This window comes from Streptomyces sp. YJ-C3 (assembly GCF_053891275.1).
The window spans coordinates 3,666,064-3,688,865 of the sequence record NZ_CM132685.1; the positions used below are offsets into that span (position 1 = coordinate 3,666,064).

Genomic DNA, 22,802 nt, shown 5'->3' on the forward strand with positions numbered 1-22,802 from the left:
GGTCCGTCCACCCCTGCACACTCACGGAGACATGCAATGACGCATCCTGAACCGGAGACCACTCCGGTCCTCGCGCTGGAGGGGGTGAGCAAGTCCTTCGGTGCCGTGCGCGCCCTGCGCGGCGTCAGCCTGCGCCTGTACGCCGGAGAGGCGCACGCCCTCGCCGGTGAGAACGGCGCAGGGAAGTCGACCCTGATCAAGGCCCTCGCCGGGGTGCACCGTCCCGACACCGGCACGGTCCTGCTCGACGGCGCGCCGGTGGAGTTCCACGGCCCCGCCGACGCCCGGGACGCCGGCGTCGCCGTCATCTACCAGGAGCCCACGCTCTTCCCCGACCTGTCGATCGCCGAGAACATCTTCATGGGGCGCCAGCCGCGCCGCTCGCTCGGCCGCGTCGACCACCGCGCCGTCAAGCAGGCCACGGCCGACCTGTTCGCCCGGCTCGGCGTCGAGCTCGACCCGGACCAGCCGGCCCGCGGCCTGTCCATCGCCGACCAGCAGCTCGTCGAGATCGCCAAGGCCCTCTCCTTCGACGCCCGTGTGCTGATCATGGACGAGCCGACCGCCGCGCTCACCGGCAGCGAGGTGGCCCGCCTGTTCGGCGTCGTCCGTACGCTGCGCGAACAGGGCGCGGCCGTGCTGTTCATCTCGCACCGCCTAGAGGAGATCTTCGGGCTGTGCCAGCGCGTCACCACCCTGCGCGACGGCGGCTGGGTCGCCAGCGAACCGCTCGACGGCCTGACCGAGGACGACCTGGTGCGCCGGATGGTCGGCCGCGACCTCGACGAGCTCTACCCCAAGCAGGACACCGAGATCGGTGACGTGGCCCTGAGCGTGCGCCGGCTGACCCGCGAGGGCGTCTTCACCGACGTCTCCTTCGAGGTGCGGCGCGGCGAGATCGTGGGCCTGGCCGGTCTGGTGGGGGCCGGCCGCAGCGAGGTCGCCCGCGCCGTGTTCGGTGTCGACCGGTTCGACGGCGGTGAGGTCGAGGTGCTCGGCACGAAGCTCAAGCCCGGCGCCCCGAGCCTCGCCATGCACGCGGGCCTCGCCCTCGTCCCCGAGGACCGGCGTGCCCAGGGCCTGGTGATGGACATGTCCATCGAGCGCAACATCGGCCTCACCGGCTTCGCCGACACCAGCCGGGCCGGCCTGATGAACCGCAGGGCCGAGCGCAGCCGCTCCCTGGACTGGTCCGTCAAGCTCCAGGTGAAGTACGCGCGCCTCGCCGACGTCGTCGGCACCCTGTCCGGCGGCAACCAGCAGAAGGTCGTCCTCGCCAAGTGGCTCGCCACCGGGCCGCAGGTCCTCATCGTCGACGAGCCGACGCGCGGCATCGACGTCGGCACCAAGGCCGAGGTGCACCGGCTGCTGTCGTCGCTCGCCGCCGAGGGCGTCGCCGTCCTGATGATCTCGTCCGACCTGCCCGAGATCCTCGGCATGGCCGACCGGGTGCTCGTCATGCACGAGGGACGGCTCACGGCGGAGCTGAGCCGCTCCGCCGCGAACGAGGAGTCCGTGATGGCCGCGGCCACGGGGAGGGGCGCCTGATGATCGCCCTTTCGCCGTTGATTGTCGCTCGTTCGTCGGCGGCCGCACGCCGTGTGTGGTTGCTCGCGCAAGTCCCCGCGCCCCTGAGGTCCCTTGAGGTGGCTGGATCATGACCGTTACCGCCCCATCCGTGCGGGAAGACGCCGCACCGGAAGCCACCGCCGGACGGCGGCTCATCGACAAGGTGTTCAAGGCCCGCGAACTCGCCGTGGCCGGTGTGCTCGTCCTGATGCTCCTCGCGACCGAGCTGTCCAACACGGAGTTCCTGTCCGAGCAGGGCGTCAAGGACCTCCTCCTGAACGCCACCATCCTGGTCCTCGTCGCCACCGGCCAGGCCGTCGTCGTCATCACCCGCAACGTCGACCTGTCCGTCGGCTCCGTACTCGGCATCTCCGCCTTCGCCGCGGGCGACTACCTCCAGGGCGGCGGCAGTTCACTGATCGCCGTGGTCTACGCCGTCGCGATCGGCGCCCTGTTCGGCGTCCTGAACGGCGCGCTCGTCAGCCTCGGCAAGGTCCCCGCCCTCGTCGTCACGCTCGGCACCCTGTACGTGGTGCGCGGCATCGACTCCATCTGGGTCGGATCGCAGCAGATCGTCGCCGCCGACCTGCCGGACCCCTTCGTCGACTTCGGCCACGACGGCATCTGGATCGTGCCCTACCTGGCGCTCCTCGCCGTCGCCGTACTCCTCTGCGTCGGCTACTACCTGCGCAGCTACCGCAGCGGCCGCGACATGTACGCGCTCGGCTCCAGCCCCGAGGCGGCCACCCTCGCTGGCGTGCCCGTCCGCAAGCGCATCATGACCGCGTACGTCCTGTGCGGCGCGCTCGCCGGACTCGCGGGCGCCCTCTACCTCGCCCGCTTCGGCAACGTCGACTCCGCCACCGGCAACGGCTACGAACTCACCGTCGTCAGCGCCGTCGTGGTCGGCGGCGTCGCCTTCACCGGCGGCTCCGGCACCGTCTACGGCGCGGCCCTCGGCGCTCTGCTGCTGACGTCCATCAACAGCGTCCTGCCGGCGATCGGCGTCAGCTCCGTCTGGGTCACCGCCATCAACGGCATCCTGCTGCTGCTCGCCATCGCCGTCGACCGGATCCTGGCCCTGCGGGTCGCCGCAGTCCTGCGCAAGCAGGCCGCACAGATGAGGAGCGCCCGCCATGCCTGATCTCAAGAAGACGTCACGCCTCGGCGGCGCCGTGCGCTGGGACACCGCCGTCGGTGCCCTGCTGATCGTGCTGCTGCTCTGCTCGTTCTCGTTCGTCGACAACTTCGGCAACGCGCTCAACATCTCGTTCCTGATCGGCAACACCCTGCCCATCGCCCTGATCGCCCTGCCGATGACGATGCTGGTCGTCTCCGGCGAGGTCGACCTGTCCGTGGGCTCCACGGCCGGCCTGTCCGGAGCCGTCATGGGCGCCCTGTGGAACCAGGGCATGACCATCGAGACGATCATCCCGCTGTGCCTGGTGCTCGGCCTCGTCTGCGGCCTGGTCAACGGGCTGCTCGTGACCCGCCTCGGCCTGCCGTCCCTCGCCGTCACCATCGGCACCATGGCCGCCTACCGGGGCATCGCCCAGATCGTGCTCGGCTCCGACTCGGTCACCGACTTCCCCGCGCAGTACCTGGACTTCGGCGCCGGCCGGTTCGGCGACACGTTCCTGCCGTACGCGGCGCTGCCGTTCCTCGTGCTGCTCGCCATCGCCGTCGTCGTCCTGCACGCCACCCGCGTCGGCCGCTCGCTCTTCGCGATCGGCGCCAGCGAGGAGGCCGCCCGGTTCTCAGGCGTCCGCGTCAAGCGGCTCAAGCTGTCCATGTTCGTCACGACCGGCCTGCTGTCCGCGCTCACCGGCGTGTTCTGGGCCCTGCACTACGCCAGCGCCCGCTACGACAACGCCACCGGCCTCGAACTGTCCGTCATCGCGGCCGTCCTGCTCGGCGGCATCGACTTCGACGGCGGCAAGGGCACCCTCGGCGGCGCCGTCGCGGGCGTCTTCCTCCTCGGCTCGCTGCGGAACGTGATGAGCCTGCTGAACGTCTCCGCCCAGTCCCAGATCGTCGTCACCGGCGTCCTCCTGGTCATCTCCGTGCTCGCGCCCCGCGTCGGCCGCCAGATCGCGCAGACCAGGGCCCGCCGCCGCACCCCCGACACGGCCGCACCACCACCGGCACCCGCCGCCTCCTGAGCGCGCGCCCCCAGATCCCCGCACCGTCCCGCACAGCCCACCACCGAAGGAACCGCCATGTCCCGGACCGTCACCGCCAGAACCCGCCGACTCACCGCCGCGCTCGCCGTCACCACCGCCCTCGTCATCGGCGCCACCGCCTGCGGCGGCACCACCAAGGACGACGCCAACAAGGAAGCGGCCAAGTCCAACGCCGCGGGCAAGGCCGACCCGAACGCGGCCACCAAGAAGGGCCTCACGGTCGCCTTCCTGCCCAAGCAGGTCAACAACCCGTACTTCACCACCTCCGACAACGGCGGCAAGAAGGCGCTCCAGGAGCTCGGTTCGACGTACAAGGAGGTCGGCACCAGCAGCGGTACCGACACCTCCGGTCAGGTCTCCTACGTCAACACCCTCACCCAGCAGCAGGCCGACGCCATCGCCGTGTCCGCGCAGGACCCGGGCGCCCTGTGCACCGCCCTGAAGCAGGCCATGAAGAACGGCGTCAGCATCGTCACGTACGACTCCGACACCAAGGCCGACTGCCGCAATGTCTTCGTCTCGCAGGCCAGCGCCGAGGACCTCGGCCGCACCCAGGTGCAGCAGATGGCCAAGCAGATCGGCAACAAGGGCGAGATCGCGATCCTCTCGGCGGCCCAGACGGCCACCAACCAGAACACCTGGATCGACTACATGAAGGACGAGCTGAAGAAGCCCGAGTACAAGGACATCAAGCTCGTCACGACCGCCTACGGGGACGACGACGCCCAGAAGTCGTTCCAGCAGACCCAGGGCCTCCTCCAGGAGCACCCGAAGCTCAAGGGGATCATCTCCCCGACCACCGTCGGCATCAAGGCCGCCGCCCAGTACCTGTCGGGCTCGAAGTACAAGGGCAAGGTCAAGCTCACCGGCCTCGGCACCCCGAACGACATGCGCGCCTACGTCAAGAACGGCACCGTCGAGGCGTTCGAGCTGTGGGACCCGGCCAAGCTGGGCGCGCTCGCCGCGCACACCGCCGTCGCCCTGGAGTCCGGCCAGATCACCGGCAAGGAGGGCGAGAAGTACAAGGCCGGCGACATGGGCGAGTTCACCATCGGCAAGGACGGCGTCGTCTCCCTCGGCAAGCCGACCGTCTTCGACAAGTCGAACATCGACCAGTTCCAGTTCTGATCCGCGAGGAGACGGGAGAGGCGACATGACGGACCCGCAGCGCGTCTGTTTCCTGCTGAAGGTCAGAGCCGACCGCATCGACGAGTACCGCGCGCGCCACCAGGACGTGTGGCGCGAGATGCGGGAGGCCCTGACCGCGAGCGGCTGGCACAACTACTCGCTCTTCCTGCGCGAGGACGGCCTGCTCGTCGGCTACCTGGAGACGGAGGACTTCGACGCCGCGCGCGCCGCCATGGACGCCACCGAAGTCAACGCCCGCTGGCAGGCCCATATGGCCGACTTCTTCGAGGAGTTGGCCGGGCAGGCCCCGGACGCCGCGATGCGCCCGCTCACCGAGGTCTTCCACCTTGCGTGAGCGCGCGACGGTCGGCATCAAGGACGTGGCCCACGCAGCCGGAGTCTCCGTGGGCACCGTCTCCAACGTCCTCAACCAACCCCACCGCGTCTCCGAACCGACCCGGCGCCACGTCCAGCAGGTCATCGCCCGCCTCGGCTACGTACGCAGCGAGTACGCCCGCCAGTTGCGCGCCGGGCACAGCCGCATCATGGCGCTGCTCGTCCTCGACATGGGCAACCCGTTCTTCGTGGACGTCGCGCGCGGCGCCGAGCGGGCCGCCCGCGACGCCGGGCTCGGCGTCATGGTCTGCAACAGCGCGCAGAACCCGTCCGAGGAGGCCGAGTACCTCTCGCTCTTCGCCGAACAGCGGGTGCGCGGCGCCCTGATCACCCCGGCCGACCCGAGCGGCGCGACGCTGCGCGACTTCCGCCGGCACGGCATTCCGTACGTCGTCGTGGACCGCGTCGCAGGCGACGAGGAAGGCTGCTCGGTCTCCGTCGACGACGTGTCGGGCGGCGCGCTGGCCGTCCGCCACCTCGTCGCCGGAGGACACCGCGCCCTCGCCTTCGTCAGCGGCCCGGCGCACCTCAGACAGGTGCAGGACCGCCGCGAGGGCGCCCTCAAGGCACTCGCCGAGGCGGGCCTGTCCGAGGACCTGCTGCGCGAACTGCCCACCGAGCGGCTCGACGTGGCCGCGGGCCGCGACGCGGGCGCCCGCCTCCTCGGCCTCGCACAGCGCCCCACGGCCGTCTTCTGCGCCAACGATCTGCTCGCCCTCGGCGTCCTGCAGGCCCTGTACGCGGCCGGGGTCAAGGTCCCCGACGACATGTCCATCGTGGGCTACGACGACATCGAGTTCGCCGCGGCGGCCACGGTCCCGCTCACCTCGGTCCGGCAGCCCGCCCTGACCCTGGGAGCCATCGCGGCGGAACTGCTCCTCCAGGAGACGGGGGAGCGCGCCGCCGAGCACCGGCATCAACACGTCGTGCTGCGGCCGGAGCTGGTGGTACGGGGATCGAGCAGGGCGCTGGGCTGAGCGGCCCCCGCCCGCTTCGCCGAACCGTGCCGCCACTGACTCGGCGTACTGCCGTAGGCCCGGTGGAACCGGCGGGTGAAATGGGCGGGGTGGACGAAACCCCAGGAGCGGGCGATGGCACCGATCGTGCGATGAGCCTGGCCGGGGGAGGCCAGGTCGGCCCGCGCACCCTCCAGTCTGCGCTGGATGATCCAGCTCTCCAGACTCAGCCCCTCCTGCTCGCACAGCCGGTAGAGGGTGCGCACGGAGATGCCGTGCGCCCAGGCGATGCGCTGCGGCGCGAGGTCGGGCTCGCGCAGGTGTGCCCGTACATACGCCAGGATCCGGGTGAACAGCGTCTCCTCGGCGACGGCCCGGCGCAGACGGTCCCGGCCGGCGACCGACACGATCAGGGCCCGCGTCAGATGCACGGTGGCGGCGGCGAGCGCGTCCGCCGCGGGATCGTCACTCAGCCGGTCCGCGTGTCTGCGCAGCTCGCGGATCTGGTGCAGGAGCATCGACTCGACGGGGCTGTGCTGCAGCAGCGGGACCGCGGCCCGCACGGTGTCCACCGGCAGGCCCAGATGCGCCAGGCCGACGGAGAAGGCCACGGACCGGCCGATGCCCGACCAGGCGTACTCGTGCGAGGCGACCATGTGCGGTGTCAGCCCCACGCCCCCTCCCGCCAGACGTCGTTGGAATCCGTCGCAGCCGAAGGCGGCCGTGCCGAACCCCTCGGCCTGGGTCATGACCGAGACGTTGTCCATCAGTTCGCGACGAGCCGTGCGCACCGGCCGCGCGAAGCGCACCGCTGTGCCGTACGTGTCGAACAGGGTGAGCGGCCCGAAGTGCCAGACCTCCAGCCGCTTGCGCATCCTGGCAGCCGGTTCCCTCTCCTCGACCGTGGAGACACCGCCCTCCCGGGCCACCACGGAACGCAGCGCCTCGTACCGGTCCGCCGGGGCGAGGTCGTCGGTGTCGAGAACGAGCACGGAGCCCCCCACGGCAGTGGCGGCGGTCCCCTCACCGCCGCTCCCCTCGAAGGGCAGTGTCCGCCAGGGCGGGCATGTTCGACAAAGCTGCGTGTAGCGGACACGCGCTCCTGTCGGCCGGGCCGCGTAAAGGCTCCGGCACACAGGGGCCAGACCGTGGCGCAGGGTCAATCGGGCCTCCCGGGCCCATGTCATGCTCCCCTCCACCGGCGCGCCACCGAGCCCCAGGAAGGGACCCCGCCATGAGCGCTCCTGACACCGTCGTCCTCATCCACGGCTTCTGGGTCACGCCCCGCAGCTGGGAGCAGTGGGCCGAGCACTACAAGAAGCGGGGCTACCGGGTCCTCGCCCCCGCCTATCCGGGCTTCGAAGCGGAGGTCGAGGCGCTCAACACCGACCCCGCGCCGATCGAGAAGGTCACCGTCGAGCAGATCGTCGAGAAGCTGGAGACGCTGGTGCGCGGCCTGGACGAGCCGCCCGTCCTGATCGGCCACTCCGCCGGCGGCGTGTTCGTGCAGCTGCTGCTCGACCGGGGGCTCGGCGCGGCGGGGGTGGCGATCTGCTCCGCCCCCACGGAGGGCGTCGCGGTGCTGCCGCTGAGCCAGATCAAGGCCGCGTTCCCCGTGCTGCGCAACCCCGCCAACCGGCACCGGTCGGTCGCGCTGACCGCCGAGCAGTGGCACTACGCCTTCACCAACACCTTCTCCGAGCAGGAGTCGAAGCTCCTGTACGAGCGGTACGCGATCCCCGCGTCCGGCGCCATCTTCTGGGACAGCGCCCTGGCCACGCTCCGCCCCGGCCACCAGAGCACGTACGTCGACTACCACAACGACGCCCGGCCGCCGCTGCTCTTCGTCTCCGGCGGCGAGGACCATCTCATGCCGCCCAAGGTGCAGCAGTCCAACGCCCGTCACTACAAGTCGAGTTCGGTCACCGAGGTGAAGGAGTTCCCGGGCATGCCGCATCTGCTGCCCGCCGCCCCCGGCTGGGAGGAGGTCGCCGACCACGCCCTCGACTGGGCCCTCGCGCACGCCCGGTAGAAGCAGACCGCCCCGGGGCATCGGGAAGGAGCCCGCGCATGACCGTGGTCCGCGTCACCCACATCGGCGGTCCGACCACACTGATCGAGGCGGCCGGCTGGCGGCTGCTGACGGATCCGACGTTCGATCCGCCCGGCCGCCGCTACCCGTTCCGCTGGGGAACCTCCTCCCGCAAGACCGCGGGCCCCGCCCTGCGGGCCGCCGAACTCCCGCCGCTGGACGCTGTGCTGCTCACGCATGATCAGCACGCCGACAATCTCGACACGGCGGGCCGCGCCCTGCTGGCCACGGTCGGCACCGTGCTCACGACGCCGTCCGGGGCTCGCCGCCTCGGCGGCACCTCCCGCGGTCTCGCGCCGTGGACGACACGGCGGCTGACGTCCCCGGACCGGGTCACTGTGGAGGTCACCGCCACCCCCGCCCGGCACGGACCCCCGCTGTCCCGCGCGCTCGTCGGCGACGTCACCGGTTTCGCCCTGCGCTGGGAGGGTCAGCGGCACGGCACGCTGTGGATCTCCGGCGACACCGTCCTGTACGGCGGCGTGCGCGAGCTGGCCCGCCGCCAGGACGTGGGCACCGCGCTGCTGCACCTGGGCGGGGTGCGCTTCCCGCAGACCGGGCCGGTCCGTTACACGCTGACGGCGGCCCGGGCCGTGGAGCTGTGCCGGGAACTGCGGCCGCGCACCGTGCTCCCCGTGCATTACGAAGGGTGGTCGCACTTCCGGGAAGGGCGCAGCGCGGTGACCGGTGCGTGGGCGAAGGCACCCGCCGACGTACGGGCACAGATCGTCTGGCTGCCGCCCGGCTCGGCCGAGGAGGTGACGGTCTGACGGCGGCGCGCTCTCGTCCGCCGAGTGCGCATGCCGGGCGGCTGCGCGTGAGGGGCCGAACGTCGCCCGTCCGGCCCCTCACCTGGTGCTCCGCCGCGGGTCAGCGCACCGTACTGGTCAACCGGTACCGTCCGGCCGGCAGCCGGTACGTGGCCGTCCCGTCCTCGAAGCCGACGTAGCGCACCCCGTCCACCGAGGCCAGCGGTGTCCGTCCCTCACGCACGGCGGACGCCGACACCGCGGGCAGGCTCAGCGTCGCCTCGCTGTTCGCGGGGACGAACGCCTCGTACGTCAGCGTCCCGTCCTTCGCCAGCGACCACGCGCTGGTGATCTCGCCGTACGGGGACTCGTGCCGGCCCGTCACCCGGGTGATGCCGCCGGTCGGGTCCAGGTGGGGCCGCAGGACGAAACGCTGGAACCCGGGGTGCTCCGGGTCCCGGGCGATGCCCGCCATGTACGCGTACATCCACTCCGCGATCGCGCCGTACGAGTAGTGGTTGAAGGAGTTCATCTCGACGGGGCCGAAACCGTCCTCCTTCGAGTACGAGTTCCAGCGCTCCCACACCGTCGTCGCGCCGTTGTCGACCGAGTACAGCCACGACGGCATGGCGTTCTGGTGGAGCAGCTTGTACGCGAGGTCGGCGCGGCCCTCGTCGGTCAGCACCGGCGCGAGGACGTTCACGCCGAGGAAGCCCACGGACAGGGTGTTCTCGGCGTACTGCACACGGGCACTGTCGGGGTGGGCGGCCTTGTACGCCGCGTCGTTGCCGATGTTGTCCGCCAACAGGCCGACCAGCGCGCGGCGTTGGGCCTGCGTGTCGTAGAAGCCGAGCTTGAGCACCCACAGCAGTGCCGACTGACTGTTGTCCTCGGGGTCGCCGCCCATGGACGGCTTGCCGCCGAGGCTCGACCGTACGGTGATCTTGTCGCCGTCCGTCTCCACGTACTTGGCCATGAACGCGCGCCGGATGTTGGTGAAGAGCCCGTCGTACGTCTTGGCCTCCGCGGCGCGCCCGGTGGCCCGCGCCATCTGGGCCATCAGATGGACGCTGTAGGCGTAGTACGCGTCGCTCATCAGCTGGGTGCCGGTGTTCTGCGGCGCCAGCCAGTCGGCGAAGATCGCGCCCTGTCCGGCGTAACTGTCCCCGCCCTGCTCCCGGATCCAGTCGATGTAGCGGGCCATCGCGTCCCAGCTGCGGTCGATGATGGTCCGGTCGCCGCTCATCTGCCACACCGTCCACGGCACGATCACTCCGCAGTCCGCCCAACCGCTGCACGGCGACGCCGCGTTGTACCGGTTGCCGGGCGCGACCGCCGTGAACTGGGCGCCGCCCAGCCCGTAGATCTTCTGCGACTCGATGAGGATGTCCTCGAAGTTGCTGAGGAACGCGACCGCGTCCGCGTTGTAGAGCCCGGTGTTGGAGAAGACCTGGGTGTCACCGGTCCAGCCGAGCCGCTCGTCGCGCTGCGGGCAGTCGGTGGGCACCCACAGGTAATTGCCGCGCTGACCCCACCGCACGTTGCTGATCAGCTGGTTGACCTTGTCGTCGTCCGTGCTGACACTGCCGATGTCCCGGACCGCCGACGTGGCGACCTTGCCCGTGACACCGGACACGGTGACCTCGGTGTCCGGCGTCGTCACCTCCACCGACACATAGCGGAAGCCGTAGAACGTGAGCGAGTCCTGGTGGGTCTCGCCGTCCTTCGCGCCCTTGAGGACGTACGTGCTCGTGGCCTTGGCGCTGCGCAGGTTGGCCCGGTACGGGGAACCCACCGGGCCGTCCGCGCCCTTGCTGTCGTCATTGAGCATCTCGGCGAACTTCACGACGACTTCGGCGCCCGCCGGGCCGGTCAGCGTGTAGCGGGGGACGCCGACCATGTTCTGGCCGAGGTCGTAGACGGCCGTGTCGCCGGTGCGCAGCGCGACGGCCCCCGGGGTGCCCGCGGTGGAGCGCGCCGGGTCGGGCACGATGCGGCCCTTGCCGTTGGCGCTCGACGACTCGCCCGTGACCTCGTCGTAGACCGTGAGGGACTGCGGGCGCCGGTCCCACTTCGCCATCAGCCGGGCCGACTCGCCGGGGTACGCGGTGAGCTTGGCGTCGGGGAACTTCGCCGCGTAGCCGACCTGCTCGACCTCCGCCCAGCCGGCGGTGTCGAAGCCGTTCGCCGCCCAGCCGTCGAGCTCCTGGCGGGCGTCGTAGGTCTGGCCGTCGTAGATGTCGTCGGCGCGGTAGGGACCCTTGTCGGTGGCCTTCCACCCGTCACCGGGCTTCGTGACGACCGACTGCGTGCTGCCGTCGGCGTAGCGGATCAGGAGCTTGGCCTTCAGCGCGAGCGGGTTGCCGTCCTTGGAGTAGTACGTACTGCCCTCGGAGACCCGCGCGTTGTACCAGCCGTTGCCCAGCACCGCCGCGAGCGTCACCGGCCGGCCGCTCGCGACCAGGTCCGAGACGTCGTACGTCAGGTAGTTCACGGTCATGTCGTAGTTGGTCCAGCCCGGGGCGAGCAGCTCGGCCGTGCGGCCGCCGTCCTGGGGGACGGTGACGCGCTCGCCGTTCACGTACGCCTCGTAGACGCCGAGGGCGGTCACGTACAGGCGGGCCTCACTGACCTTGCCCTTCCGCAGCGCCGTCTCGCAGCGGAGCATGGGCGCGCCCGCCGAGTTCGGCGCCTTGCCCTTCATGCCGATCCACTGCGCGCCGTCCCAGCCGGTGACGCCGTCGGAGCCGAGCAGGCCCGTCTCGAAGGACGCGGCGGGCGCGGTGCCGACCTTGCGACGCTGGGCGTCCCAGACGGTGACGGCCCAGAAGTACCGCGTGGACGGCTTCAGCCGGGGCCCGTCGTAGAGCACGGCGACCGAGTCGGACGAGGTCACCCGGCCGCTGTCCCAGACGTCGGGCCGTGAAGAGGCGAGCCGCGCGGGCGAGGACGCGACCTGGATCCGGTACGCGCCCTGCGTGAGGCCGCGCTGCTGCGAGCCGAGGCGCCAGCCGAAGCGGGGGCGGGCGGCGTCCGTGCCGAGCGGCTGGACACGGTGCTCCACGGTCAGACCGGTCACGGCGCCGCCGTCGGTCTGCGCGGCGGGAGCCGCCTGGGCGGGGGCCGCACCGGCGAACGTGCCGGCGGCGGCCACGACGGGCACGGCGCCCGCGGTCGCGGCGAGGACGGTCCTGCGGCGGATGTCGCTGCTCATCTGTCAGGTTTCCCTTCGGCGGTGAAGGTGCTCGCCCCTGGTCAGGATCGGTTGAACGATTTCAAACGATTCAATATGGGGTGGAGGAACCTACGTGCAGCTGTGACCCGTGGCAAGAGGTGTGCATGAAGCGCCTGTATGGAAGTGATTCACCGGCGCCGTCTCCCCGTACAAAGTCGCCGAAGGTAAGGTGCGAAACGATTCAACCGGAACGGAGCGGTTGCGGCGCCGTCCGCGGCCGGACAACGACCGGGCCGGCCCACGTACACTCCCCCTGCCGCACCCGCTCACCTGGAGGTCCACGCCCGATGGCACAGTCCGTGGGGATCAAGGACGTCGCGCGCGTCGCCGGGGTGTCCGTGGGCACGGTCTCGAACGTGATCAACCGGCCCGAGACCGTCGCCGACGAGACCCGGGCCCGCGTCCTCGCGGCCATCGACCGCCTCGGCTACGTCCGCAGCGAGTCCGCCCGCCAACTGCGCGCGGGCCGCAGCCGCATCATGGGCCTGCTCGTCCTCGACATGGGCAACCCGTTCTTCGTGGACGTGGCACGCGGCGCCGAGCGCGCCGCCCGCGACGCCGGGCTCGGCGTCATGGTGTGCAACAGCGCGCAGAGCGCCTCCGAGGAGGCCGAGTACCTCTCGCTCTTCGCGGAGCAGCGGGTGCGCGGCGTCCTGCTGACCCCGGCCGAGGCGACGGGCCGTACCGTCGAGGGATTCCGGCGGCACGACATCCCGTTCGTGCTCGTCGACCGGGTCGCCGAGGGCGCCACCGAGTGCTCGGTCTCCGTCGACGACGTCAACGGCGGCGCTCTCGCCGTGCGCCATCTCGTCGACGCCGGGCACCGCCGCATCGCCTACGTCAGCGGCCCGCCCGCCCTGAACCAGGTCAAGGACCGCCGCCAGGGCGCGCTGCGCGCCCTGGAAGAGGCCGGGCTGCCCGCATCCGCCCTGCACGAACTGCCCACCGAGCGCCTCGACGTGGCCGCCGGGCGCGACGCCGGTGCCCGCCTGCTCGGTCTCGCCGACCGCCCCACTGCCGTCTTCTGCGCGAACGACCTGCTCGCCCTCGGCGTCCTGCAGTCCATGTACGCGGCCGGGGTTCGGGTCCCGGAGGACGTCGCGATCGTCGGCTACGACGACATCGAGTTCGCGGCGGCCGCCGCGGTACCGCTCACCTCCGTGCGCCAGCCCGCCGTCACCATGGGCGCGCTCGCCGCCGATCTGCTCCTGGAGGAGATCGCCGCCGCCGACCACCCGGACACCGTGCACGAGCACCGCCGCGTGGTGCTCCAGCCCGAGCTCGTCGTCCGCGGCTCCAGCCTGGGCCCGCGCTGACCTCGGCCGCTGCCGTGTGCTGAACTGGGCGGCGGACCCGGCGTCCGGAATCCGGGGCCGCCCGCACGCCATGCGCACACCAGCGCAGCAGCACGCCCGCACATCAGCACGTTCGCACAGGAGTCGAATTGAGCGCCGCGCGATACCGACAGGCCGGGGTCGTCCTCACCGACCGCCGTTTCTCCGTCCCGCTGGACCACGACGCCCCGGACGGCGAGCGGATCGAGGTGTACGCGCGCGAGGCCGTCGCCGCGGGCCGCGAGGACGCCGAACTGCCCTGGCTGGTCTACCTCCAGGGCGGTCCCGGCTTCGGCGCCAACCGGTTCGCCGGCAAGCAGGCCTGGCTCGGCCGCGCCCTCCAGGACTACCGCGTCCTCCTCCTCGACCAGCGCGGCACCGGCGCGTCCGCCCCCGCCAACCGGCAGACCCTCCCGCTGCGCGGCGACGCCCGCGCCCAGGCCGACTACCTGACCCACTTCCGTGCCGACGCGATCGTCCGCGACTGCGAGCTCATCCGCCACGAGGTCACGGGCGGCGCGCCCTGGACCGTGCTCGGACAGAGCTTCGGCGGCTTCTGCGCCACCCACTACCTGTCGTCCGCACCGCACGGCCTGGAGGCGGCGCTCATCACGGGCGGACTGCCCACGCTGGACGGCCACGCCGACGACGTGTACCGGGCCGCGTACCCACGCATCGAACGCAAGGTCCGCGCGCACTACGCCCGCTACCCGATGGACGTCGAGCGGGCACGGGAGATCGCCGCGTACGTCCAGGAACACGAGCCCGTCCTGCCCGGCGGCTACCGGCTGACGCTGGAAGCGTTCCAGTCGCTCGGCATCTGGCTCGGCGGCTCCGACGGCAGCGACCGCCTGCACTACCTGCTGGAGGACGCGTTCGTGCGCACCCCCGCGGGCCGCGAGCTCGCGGACGCGTTCCAGGAGCAGGTGGCCTCCGCACTGTCGTACGCGGGCCACCCGCTGTACGCGGTGCTGCACGAGGCGATCTACGCGCAGGGCGGCCGCGCCACGGACTGGGCGGCCGAGCGCGTGCGCGCCGAGTTCCCCCAGTTCGACGGCGACAAGGCCCTCGCGTCCGGTGCGGCCCTCATGTTCACCGGTGAGTCGATCCACCCGTGGCAGTTCGAGAGCGACCCGGCGCTGCGGCCCCTGCGGGACGCGGCGCACGACCTGGCCGCGCGCACGGACTGGACGCCCTTGTACGACACGACCCGGCTCGCGGCGAACGAGGTGCCGGTGGCCGCCGCCGTCTACCACGACGACATGTACGTCGACACGGACCACGCCCTGCGCACGGCCGGCGCGATCCGCGGACTGCGCCCCTGGGTGACGAACGAGTTCGAGCACGACGGACTGCGGGCGGGCGGGCCGCGGGTGCTCGACCGGCTGCTGGCGACGGTGCGCGGCGAGGTGTGACCCGGCCCGGACACATAGGCTGCCGGACATGAGCGTGACTGAACCGAACAGCCAGGCACCGTTGCAGCCGATGCCGGACGACTGGACGCGGGCCCTCGCGGTCGTCGCCCACCCCGACGACCTGGAGTACGGCTGCGCCGCGGCCGTCGCCGCCTGGACGGACGGGGGCCGCGAGGTCACGTACGTCCTCGCCACCCGGGGCGAGGCCGGTATCGACACCCTCGAACCGGCGACGTGCGGCCCGCTGCGCGAACAGGAGCAGCGGGCCAGCGCCGCCGTCGTCGGCGTCGACACCGTCGAGTTCCTCGACCACCGGGACGGGGTCGTCGAGTACGGCCCGGCACTGCGCCGGGACATCGCCGCCGCGATCCGCCGCCACCGCCCGGAACTCGTCATCACCCTCAACCACCGCGACACCTGGGGCGGCGTCCACTGGAACACCCCCGACCACGTCGCCGTCGGCCGCGCCACCCTCGACGCCGCGGCCGACGCGGGCAACCGCTGGATCTTCCCGGAGCTGACCGAACAGGGCCTTCAGCCGTGGAACGGGGTGCGATGGGTGGCCGTCGCGGGATCCGCCGAGCCGACCCACGCCGTCGACGCGACGCCCGGCCTCGAACGCGCCGTCCGCTCCCTGCTCGAACACCGCACCTATATCGAGGTGTTGACGAGCGAGGACCCGGAGACGTACTGCCGTACGTTCCTGACGCAGAACGTGGAGTCCGTGGCCGAGCGGTTCGGCGGAACGCCCGCCGTGCCGTTCGAGGTGTTCAGCCGCTAGGCGCGGTCGGACACGTGGGCGGGAGAGCCGGGGACATCGGGAAGAGGAACGGAGAGCCGGACGCATGATGGCTCGCAGCAAGCTGATCCAGGAGCTGCGCCGCGGCGACGCCGGCCACACCGCCGCGTCGGCCGCGCAGCTCGTGGAGGACTACGCCCACCAACTCGCCGTGCAGCTGCGGGAGGCCGGTCATCGTGACGCCGCCGACCTCATCGATCCCCGCCGCGGCCGGTGCATGTGCGGGGCGCCGGCCGGCGACGACGAGGACAGTGCGCTGACCCGCCGGTACTGGCATCACTCCCGGGCCTGTCCGCTGGGCTCGCCCACCGATTGACGAAGGCCCGCGAGCCAGCCGGTGGCGGTCACCACCTCGCCCGCGATGGCACCGACGGACCGCCCGTCCGTCGTCACCCGGATCGTGCCCGCGGCGGCCCGCCCGTCCAGGATCCGTGCCTTGCGGGCGCTCGCCGCCAGCTCCGTCGCCAGCTCGGAGCCGAGTTCCCGGCCGGTCAGCCGCTCGTGGGCGGTGGCGTCGGACGCGGTGAGCAGGATCCGGGTGATCCGGACCCGCGCCCCCATCGCGCGCTCGAACATGCCGGTCGCCTCGGGCAGCACGCTCGCCGTGTTCGTGTAGACGAGACGGCGGTGGCCGAGCGCGGCGAAGTTCGCCCAGACCGCCGTGAGATTGCGTTCGGTGATCCCCGCACGGTGCGGGTCGTCCTCAGGCGCCGGGTGCACCTGGCCCATGAAGTCGCCGTCGACGACCGTATGAGGGACGGCCGCGGCACGCAGCAGCGCCGAGACCTCCCATCCCACGGTCGTCTTGCCGACCCCGGCCCGTCCCCCGATGAGGAGCACTTCCGCTGCCGTACCGTCCGAATCCGTAGCGTCCATGGGGGCAGACTGTCAGCGTGCGGCCTCGCCTCGCGATCCTGTTTTCGCACCACCGGATGAGGCGCGCGGCGCCGTTCGAAGCGGTCAACCCGCGGGCGCGCGGGGCACTATCGTGTGCGGATGGCTGCCGAGCTGATCCGTATCGTCTCCCGTTCCTCACCGATGGCGCTCGCCCAGGTGGAGCGCGTCCGCGCCGAACTCGCCGTGATCCACCCCGATGTGCGCACCGAGGTCGTCCCCGTCACCACCAGCGGCGACAAGTGGATGGGCGACCTCGCCGCGCTCGGCGGGAAGGGCGCCTTCACCAAAGAGGTCGACCAGGCGCTGCTCGACGGGCGGGCCGATCTGGCCGTGCACTGCCTCAAGGACGTCCCGGCGGACCGGCCGCTGCCCGAAGGGTGCACGTTCGGGGCGTACTTGAAGCGCGACGACGTCCGTGACGCGCTGATCGACCCTGCGGGGCGGACCCTCGACGAACTGCCCGAAGGCACCCGGGTCGGGACGTCGTCCGTGCGCAGGGTGGCCCAACTGGCCGCCACGCACCCGCACCTGACCTGCGTTCCGATGCGCGGCAACGCCAACCGGAGGCTGGAGAAGCTCGCGGCGGGGGACGCGGACGTCCTGCTGCTCGCGGTGTCGGGGCTCGAACGGATCGGGCGCCCGGACCTGATGACCGACGTGCTGTCACCGGAGCTGATGTGCCCGCCCATCGGGGCGGGCATCCTGGCGCTGCAGTGCCGCGCCGACGACGAGGCGACCCTCGACACCGTGAGCGGGCTCGGACACCGGGACACCTGGCGCGAGGCGACCGCCGAGCGCATGTTCCTGCACGTACTGCAGGGACACTGCAACTCGCCGGTCGCCGGGTACGCGCGGGCCGAGCGCGGCGGTGACCTGTCGCTGCGGGCCTGTGTGTTCACGCCCGACGGGAAGCGGGTGCTGAACGCCCAGGAGTGGGCGGGGCCGTTGGACCCCGCCACCCTGGGCATGTCCGTGGCGGTGGCGCTGCTGCGGCAGGGCGCACGCGAGCTGATCGACGGCATTCCGCACTGACGGGAGCGACGGCATCCGCACCGACGGGACGGTCAGGCCACCTGCGCGGTCTCCCGCATCCGCCGGGGCAGCCGTCCTGCCGCCGCCGCGCCGACGCAGGTCACGAGAGCCAGGGCGGTCAGCGTCGGCCCCATCGACGCGGTGAGGTCCCTGCCGGACATGAGCAGGGTCGTGGACAGGGCCGTGCCGAGGGTCGGGCCGATGTTCATCGCCGTCTGCTGGAGGCCGCCCGCCACCCCGGCGTCGGCCGCGGCCGCCCGGCGGACGAGCACCTCCGTGGCGCTGACCATCACCGTGCCGAAGCCCGTGCCCATCGCGAACGCGCAGGCCCCGATCGCCGGTGCCGTGGCCGTGGCGTCGAGCCTGCCGAAGCCGAAGACGCCGAGCGCCAGGAGGGCCATGCCCGCGCCCGTCGTCGCCCGCGCCCCGTACCGGCGCAGCAGCACCGCGCTCAGCGGCGCCGCGAGGATCATGCACAGCGCGGCGGGCAGCATGCGCAGCGCCGTGTCGAGCGCGTCGAGCCCGAGGACGTCCTGCAGGAAGTACGACGCCACGAACAGCGAGCCGAACAGCGCCGCCGACGCGGCCAGCAGGATCCCGAGCGCGGCGACGACGACCGGTGAGGCCACGACGGACGGCGCCAGCAGCGGGCTCGCCGTGCGGCGTTCGTGCCGGACGAGTGCCGCGGTCGCCGTCACGGCGCCGGCCACGGCGAGGACCGTGAGTGTCGACCAGCCGGCGCCGGGCAGCTCGACCAGCGCGGTGACCAGGCAGGCGAGGGCCGTGCCGAGCAGCAGCACACCGCCCGGGTCCAGGCCCACGGGACCCGGCGCCGCAGAGGGCTCCGGATCCCGTACGAGCAGCACGAGCAGGGCGATCGCCACCGCGGGCAGCACCCCCAGGAAGAACACCGAGCGCCAGCCGAGATGTGCCGTCAGCGCGCCGCCGACCAGGGGTCCGGCGGCCGCCGCGACGCCGATCGCGCTCGTGCGCAGCGCGATCGGCATGCCGAGTCGGTCCGGCGGGTACGCCGCCCGCAGCATGCCGAGCGTCGCCGGTTGCAGCAGGGCGCCGCACACGCCCTGCGCGACGCGCAGGGCGATCACCCAGCCGATGCCGGGCGCGAACCCGATCCCCGCCGACGTGGCCGCGAAGCCGAGCATGCCGAGGGCGAAGAGCCGCCGGTGCCCGTACCGGTCGCCGAGGCGCCCCGCGAAGACCAGCAGGCTCGCCACCGCGATGAGATAGGCCGTGCCGGTCCACTGGGCCTCGGCCAGCGACGCGTCCAGGTCGCGCTGGAGCGCGGGCCGGGCGATGGTCAGCACGGTGCCGTCGAGCGCGACGAGGACGGCGCCGACGACGCTGCCGGCCAGGGTGACGCGGCGGTGCGACAGCACACCCATCAGGCCACCGGGCCCAGATGCGCGTCGAGGACCGAGGCGAGGAGCGGCTCGATGTCGGCGGCGCCGACGGCGAGTTGCAGACTTCCCCAGCCCCACAGCTGCGCGACGCCGTGCAGATTCGCCCACAACGCGCCCGCCACGACGGTCGGTTCGACATCAGGGCGGGCCGACCCGATCAGCTCCACGAGCATCCCGAAGAGCGGCAGACTCGTCTCCCGCAGGCCCAACGTGTCGCTTTCCAACACATCGTGACGGAACATCAACTCGTACATGCCGCGATGGTCCGCCGCGAAGTCCAGATACACGCGGGACAGGGCGGCCAGCCGTGCGCGCGGGCTCTCCTCGCTGGCGTGGACGGCCTCCTTCGCCCGCGCCCCCAGATCCGTGAAGCCGCGGCGGGCGATCGCCGACAGCAGCTCCAGGTGGGTGGGGAAGTAGCGGCGGGGCGCCCCGTGCGAGACCCCCGCCCCGCGGGCGATCTCCCTGAGCGACAGGGCCGCCGCTCCCTTCGCGTCGACGAGGGCGACACCCGTCTCGATGAGGCGGTCCCGAAGGGTGCCGCCGTCGTTCTCCGTCTGCATAGACACTGTCTACCAGTCGCTAGTAGACAGTGTCTACTCCTTCCCTGTGTGGTTGTCGGGCCTTCTAGGTGCGGGGAAAGACCGCTACGCTGCGCGCCGCCAGCACCGCCGTACCGTCCTCGACCGGCAGGGGGCCGCATGATCGACACGACCGACACGGAGATCCCCGACGGCGACGACCGGCGGCTGCGCCTGGACGTGGAGAAGAACGGCATCGGCGTCCTCACGCTCTGCCGCCCGGCCAAGCTGAACGCCTGGAGCTGGGAGTCCAGTCGCCAGCTCGGCGTCATGGCCGACCGGATCCGCTTCGACGACCGCATCCGCGTCGTCCTGCTGCGGGCCGAGGGCCGCGCCTTCTGCGCGGGCATCGACGTGGGTGCGCCCGGCGGCGGTATCGAGGGGGAGAGCGGCTCCGCACGCAGCCGGGGCTACTACGAGGGAATCCGCTGGGCGCACGAGCGGTTCGCCGCGTTCGCGCGGCTGCCACAGCCGGTGGTCGCGGGCGTCCAGGGCTACTGCCTGGGCTTCGGCTTCGAACTGGCGCTGATGGCGGACGTCCGCATCGCGGCGGACGACGCCGTGTTCGCGCTGCCCGAGGCCCGGCTCGGCGTCGCCGTCGACGCGGGCGGCGATCTGCGGATCGCGCGCGAGGCGGGAGCGGGCTGGGCGAAGTTCCTCGCGCTCACCGGACGCCGGATCGACGCGGACACCGCGCAGCGCCTCAACCTGCTCCAACAGGTCGTGCCCGCGGCCGAGTTGGAGAGCGCCGCGCGCGAGGTGGCGGCCGAGATCGCCGCGAACGCCCCGCTCGCCGTGCAGTCCGTCAAGCGGGACATCGACGCCTACGCCGACCACGGGCTCGACGCCGCCCTGGACCGGGTGGCCATGAGCGCGGCCCTCACGCTCACCTCGGACGACGCGACGGAGGGGTTCACCGCGCAGGCGCACCGCAGGCCGCCGGAGTTCCGGGGCGCGTGACCCGGGGCCGGCCGGCCCCGGTCAGCCGGCCTCGAACGGCCCGCGCCCCAACTGCTCCCGCACCGTCGTGACGGGGGCGTTCACCAGGTCCCGCCGCTGCCAGTTCGCGCCGTCCACCACCAGCGTGTGCCCGCTGACGAAACGTGCGTAGGGGGAGGCGAGGAAGGTCGCGGCCCAGCCCAGCTCCCGTGGAGTGCCCACGCGCAGCGCGGGCTGACGGGCGCCGGGGTCCTCGGCGCGGTCGAGGGTGGCGCGGATGTCGCGCGTCATGTCGTCGTGCGGCATGAGGCCCGGCACCAGGCCGTTGACCTGGATGCCGTACGGGCCCCACTCCACGGCCAGCGTCTCCACCATGTTCTTCACGCCCGCCTTCGCCGCCGCGCTGTGCGCGAACCCCGGGCCGCCCGTCCACGCGTACGAGGCGCCGACGGCGATCACCGAGCCCGCCGTGCCCGCCGCGAGATGCCTGCGCGCGAACTCGCGGGACATGAAGAACGTGCCGTTGAGAGTGATGTCGATGACGGAGCGCCAGCCGTTGGGCGACAAGTCCTCCGCCGGTACGGGGAAGTTGGCGGCCGCGTTGTTCACGAGGACGTCCGGGACGCGGCCGTGCGCCGCCGCGGCCGCGTCGAAGACCTCGGCGATGCGCCCCGCGTCCCGGATGTCACAGGCCGCGGCCGTGACCGGCCCCGCCCCCTCGATCGCCGCCAACTCCTCGCGGGCGGGCGCCAGATGCTCGGGGCTCCGGCTGACGATCATCACGGCGGCGCCGAGCCGGGCGAACTCGGCGGCGACGGCCCGCCCGAGCCCGGTGCCGCCACCGGTCACCAGGACGAGCCGGTCGTCGTACGTGCCCGGGGGCAGCGCCGCGGCGCCGAGCGGGGGAGGGGCGGGCAGTCCGTGCGGTGCGCTGGAGGACGTCATGCGGGCATGGATACTCCTGGACCGCTCAATCCTCCATGCCCGCGCGGTACTTCACGCGCCGGTCCGCGCCGTGTGGGCCCGCGCCACCGCGCGCTCGCCCTCCGGTGAGAACACCCCGGCCCGCCGCAGCGCCGCGGCCCGCTCCAGGTCGGTGTGGAGCAGGTCGGCGTTGATGGTGGTCCCGGCCCGGTACCCGGCGCTCGCCGCGTTCACCACCTGCTCCGCCGGACCCGCCGCGTTGCCCACGGCCCACACGCCCGGCACGCTGGTCAGCCCCGTCGGGTCCACGTCGGCGAACGGACCGGCCGGGGTCTCGCGGGTCCGCGCGCCGAGCGCGGTGAGCAGCGCGTCCCGCGGCACCATGCGCGGCGGCACCACGAACACCGACCGCGCGAAGACCCGGCCGTCCGCGAGCCGGACCCCGCTCAGCGCGTCGTCGGTCACGACGAGCCCGCCGACCTTCCCGCTCACCACGCCCACCCCGGCCGCCGCCAGCATCTGCCAGTCGGAGTCCGGGAGTTCGTCCTCGTCGGTACCGTCCAGGAAGAGCGTCACGTCGTCCGACAGCTGACTGAACAGCAGGGCCTGGTGGATGCCGGACGCCTTCGCGTGGAGCACACCGATCGCCCGGTCCCGGACCTCCCAGCCGTGGCAGTACGGGCAGTGCATCACGTCGTCGCCCCACCGCTCGGCGACGCCGGGGATGTCCGGCAGTTCGTCGACCAGGCCGGTGGCGACGACGAGCCTGCGCGCGTGCACCCGGCCGCCGTCCGCGAGGCTCACGTCGAACTCCCCGGACCCGACGGGTTCGGCCGCCGTCACCCTGTCCCGGACGAGCCCGACGCCGTACGCCGCGACCTCCCGCCGCACCTCGGCCAGGAACGCGCCGGGCGGCATGCCGTCCCGCGACGGGTACCCGTGCATGTGCGCGGCCGGCGCGTTGCGCGGCTCGCCCGCGTCCACGACGAGCACCGAGCGGCGCGAGCGGCCCAGGACCAGCGCCGCCGAGAGGCCCGCCGCTCCGCCGCCGACGACCACGACGTCGTACGCGTCCGTGCTGTGCTGCTGATGTCCCATGGTGACCGCCTTGTGCGTGAGTGCTGCGTCTGCGTCCCTCCCGAAGGTGCACCC

21 protein-coding genes are annotated in these 22,802 nt (G+C 72.4%); 14 read left to right on the forward strand and 7 right to left on the reverse strand.

The window, feature by feature from the left end:
• Nucleotides 1-36: 36 nt before the first annotated feature.
• The 6 genes from ACVHNB_RS16125 to ACVHNB_RS16150 all read left to right on the forward strand — a co-directional run bounded on the left by ACVHNB_RS16125 (nt 37) and on the right by ACVHNB_RS16150 (nt 6,253).
• Nucleotides 37-1,548, forward strand: a complete 1,512-nt coding sequence (locus ACVHNB_RS16125) for a sugar ABC transporter ATP-binding protein (RefSeq protein WP_428950471.1) — start codon at nt 37-39, stop codon at nt 1,546-1,548.
• Between the two features lie 109 nt (nt 1,549-1,657).
• Nucleotides 1,658-2,713: an ABC transporter permease gene (locus tag ACVHNB_RS16130; RefSeq protein ID WP_456228426.1), complete on the forward strand. Its 1,056-nt coding sequence runs from the start codon at nt 1,658-1,660 to the stop codon at nt 2,711-2,713.
• A complete protein-coding gene (locus tag ACVHNB_RS16135; RefSeq protein WP_456228427.1) occupies nt 2,706-3,731 on the forward strand; it encodes an ABC transporter permease in 1,026 nt (341 codons plus the stop codon). The genes ACVHNB_RS16130 and ACVHNB_RS16135 overlap by 8 nt, the downstream gene beginning before the upstream one ends.
• Before the next feature lie 57 nt (nt 3,732-3,788).
• Complete coding sequence (gene rhaS / locus ACVHNB_RS16140) at nt 3,789-4,880, forward strand: rhamnose ABC transporter substrate-binding protein (RefSeq protein WP_428950468.1); 1,092 nt, start codon at nt 3,789-3,791, stop codon at nt 4,878-4,880.
• Nucleotides 4,881-4,905: 25 nt separating this feature from the next.
• Nucleotides 4,906-5,235, forward strand: coding sequence for an L-rhamnose mutarotase (locus ACVHNB_RS16145; RefSeq protein WP_456228428.1), 330 nt, complete (start codon nt 4,906-4,908; stop codon nt 5,233-5,235).
• Nucleotides 5,228-6,253 carry a LacI family DNA-binding transcriptional regulator gene (locus ACVHNB_RS16150; protein ID WP_428950466.1) on the forward strand — a complete coding sequence of 342 codons (1,026 nt, stop codon included), beginning with the start codon at nt 5,228-5,230 and terminating at the stop codon, nt 6,251-6,253. Before ACVHNB_RS16145 ends, ACVHNB_RS16150 begins: the two co-directional genes overlap by 8 nt.
• Here ACVHNB_RS16150 and ACVHNB_RS16155 read toward each other — a convergent pair.
• On the reverse strand, nt 6,193-7,224 hold the full coding sequence (locus tag ACVHNB_RS16155) for a helix-turn-helix domain-containing protein (protein WP_428950465.1): 1,032 nt from the start codon (nt 7,222-7,224) through the stop codon (nt 6,193-6,195). The genes ACVHNB_RS16150 and ACVHNB_RS16155 overlap by 61 nt on opposite strands.
• Nucleotides 7,225-7,466: 242 nt before the next feature.
• Between ACVHNB_RS16155 and ACVHNB_RS16160 the strand changes: the two genes are divergently transcribed.
• Nucleotides 7,467-8,264 carry an alpha/beta hydrolase gene (locus tag ACVHNB_RS16160; RefSeq protein ID WP_456228429.1) on the forward strand — a complete coding sequence of 266 codons (798 nt, stop codon included), beginning with the start codon at nt 7,467-7,469 and terminating at the stop codon, nt 8,262-8,264.
• Between the two features lie 38 nt (nt 8,265-8,302).
• Nucleotides 8,303-9,094: an MBL fold metallo-hydrolase gene (locus ACVHNB_RS16165; RefSeq protein WP_456228430.1), complete on the forward strand. Its 792-nt coding sequence runs from the start codon at nt 8,303-8,305 to the stop codon at nt 9,092-9,094.
• 100 nt (nt 9,095-9,194) lie between these two features.
• On the opposite strand, the gene ACVHNB_RS16170 is transcribed toward ACVHNB_RS16165, so the two are convergent.
• Nucleotides 9,195-12,287, reverse strand: a complete 3,093-nt coding sequence (locus tag ACVHNB_RS16170) for a family 78 glycoside hydrolase catalytic domain (protein ID WP_456228431.1) — start codon at nt 12,285-12,287, stop codon at nt 9,195-9,197.
• A 308-nt stretch (nt 12,288-12,595) separates the two neighbouring features.
• Here ACVHNB_RS16170 and ACVHNB_RS16175 point away from each other — a divergent pair, with 308 nt between their 5' ends.
• The 4 genes from ACVHNB_RS16175 (at nt 12,596) to ACVHNB_RS16190 (ending at nt 16,172) form a co-directional block, all read left to right on the forward strand.
• The gene (locus ACVHNB_RS16175; protein WP_428950461.1) at nt 12,596-13,624 is read left to right on the forward strand and encodes a LacI family DNA-binding transcriptional regulator; all 1,029 of its coding nucleotides are present in this window, start codon (nt 12,596-12,598) and stop codon (nt 13,622-13,624) included.
• A 128-nt stretch (nt 13,625-13,752) separates the two neighbouring features.
• Nucleotides 13,753-15,057 carry an alpha/beta fold hydrolase gene (locus ACVHNB_RS16180; RefSeq protein WP_428950460.1) on the forward strand — a complete coding sequence of 435 codons (1,305 nt, stop codon included), beginning with the start codon at nt 13,753-13,755 and terminating at the stop codon, nt 15,055-15,057.
• 28 nt (nt 15,058-15,085) lie between these two features.
• Complete coding sequence (locus tag ACVHNB_RS16185) at nt 15,086-15,838, forward strand: PIG-L deacetylase family protein (RefSeq protein ID WP_428950459.1); 753 nt, start codon at nt 15,086-15,088, stop codon at nt 15,836-15,838.
• A gap of 64 nt (nt 15,839-15,902) precedes the next feature.
• Nucleotides 15,903-16,172, forward strand: coding sequence for a hypothetical protein (locus ACVHNB_RS16190; protein ID WP_428950458.1), 270 nt, complete (start codon nt 15,903-15,905; stop codon nt 16,170-16,172).
• Here the strand turns inward: ACVHNB_RS16190 and ACVHNB_RS16195 are convergent.
• Complete coding sequence (locus tag ACVHNB_RS16195; protein WP_456228432.1) at nt 16,133-16,732, reverse strand: hypothetical protein; 600 nt, start codon at nt 16,730-16,732, stop codon at nt 16,133-16,135. The two genes, ACVHNB_RS16190 and ACVHNB_RS16195, sit on opposite strands and share 40 nt — an antisense overlap.
• Nucleotides 16,733-16,852: 120 nt before the next feature.
• On the opposite strand from ACVHNB_RS16195, the gene hemC reads away from it, so the two are divergent.
• A complete protein-coding gene (hemC, locus tag ACVHNB_RS16200; protein WP_428950456.1) occupies nt 16,853-17,785 on the forward strand; it encodes a hydroxymethylbilane synthase in 933 nt (310 codons plus the stop codon).
• A 32-nt stretch (nt 17,786-17,817) separates the two neighbouring features.
• On the opposite strand, the gene ACVHNB_RS16205 is transcribed toward hemC, so the two are convergent.
• Nucleotides 17,818-19,188 carry an MFS transporter gene (locus tag ACVHNB_RS16205; RefSeq protein ID WP_456228433.1) on the reverse strand — a complete coding sequence of 457 codons (1,371 nt, stop codon included), beginning with the start codon at nt 19,186-19,188 and terminating at the stop codon, nt 17,818-17,820.
• Nucleotides 19,188-19,769, reverse strand: a complete 582-nt coding sequence (locus tag ACVHNB_RS16210; RefSeq protein ID WP_456228434.1) for a TetR/AcrR family transcriptional regulator — start codon at nt 19,767-19,769, stop codon at nt 19,188-19,190. Before ACVHNB_RS16210 ends, ACVHNB_RS16205 begins: the two co-directional genes overlap by 1 nt.
• A gap of 138 nt (nt 19,770-19,907) precedes the next feature.
• Between ACVHNB_RS16210 and ACVHNB_RS16215 the strand changes: the two genes are divergently transcribed.
• Nucleotides 19,908-20,747, forward strand: a complete 840-nt coding sequence (locus ACVHNB_RS16215; protein ID WP_428950453.1) for an enoyl-CoA hydratase/isomerase family protein — start codon at nt 19,908-19,910, stop codon at nt 20,745-20,747.
• A 21-nt stretch (nt 20,748-20,768) separates the two neighbouring features.
• Here ACVHNB_RS16215 and ACVHNB_RS16220 read toward each other — a convergent pair whose 3' ends face one another.
• Both ACVHNB_RS16220 and ACVHNB_RS16225 read right to left on the reverse strand, forming a co-directional pair.
• Nucleotides 20,769-21,671 (reverse strand): SDR family oxidoreductase, encoded by a 903-nt coding sequence (locus tag ACVHNB_RS16220; protein WP_456228435.1) that lies wholly within the window; start codon nt 21,669-21,671, stop codon nt 20,769-20,771.
• A gap of 51 nt (nt 21,672-21,722) precedes the next feature.
• Complete coding sequence (locus ACVHNB_RS16225) at nt 21,723-22,748, reverse strand: NAD(P)/FAD-dependent oxidoreductase (RefSeq protein WP_456228436.1); 1,026 nt, start codon at nt 22,746-22,748, stop codon at nt 21,723-21,725.
• Nucleotides 22,749-22,802 lie beyond the last annotated feature (54 nt).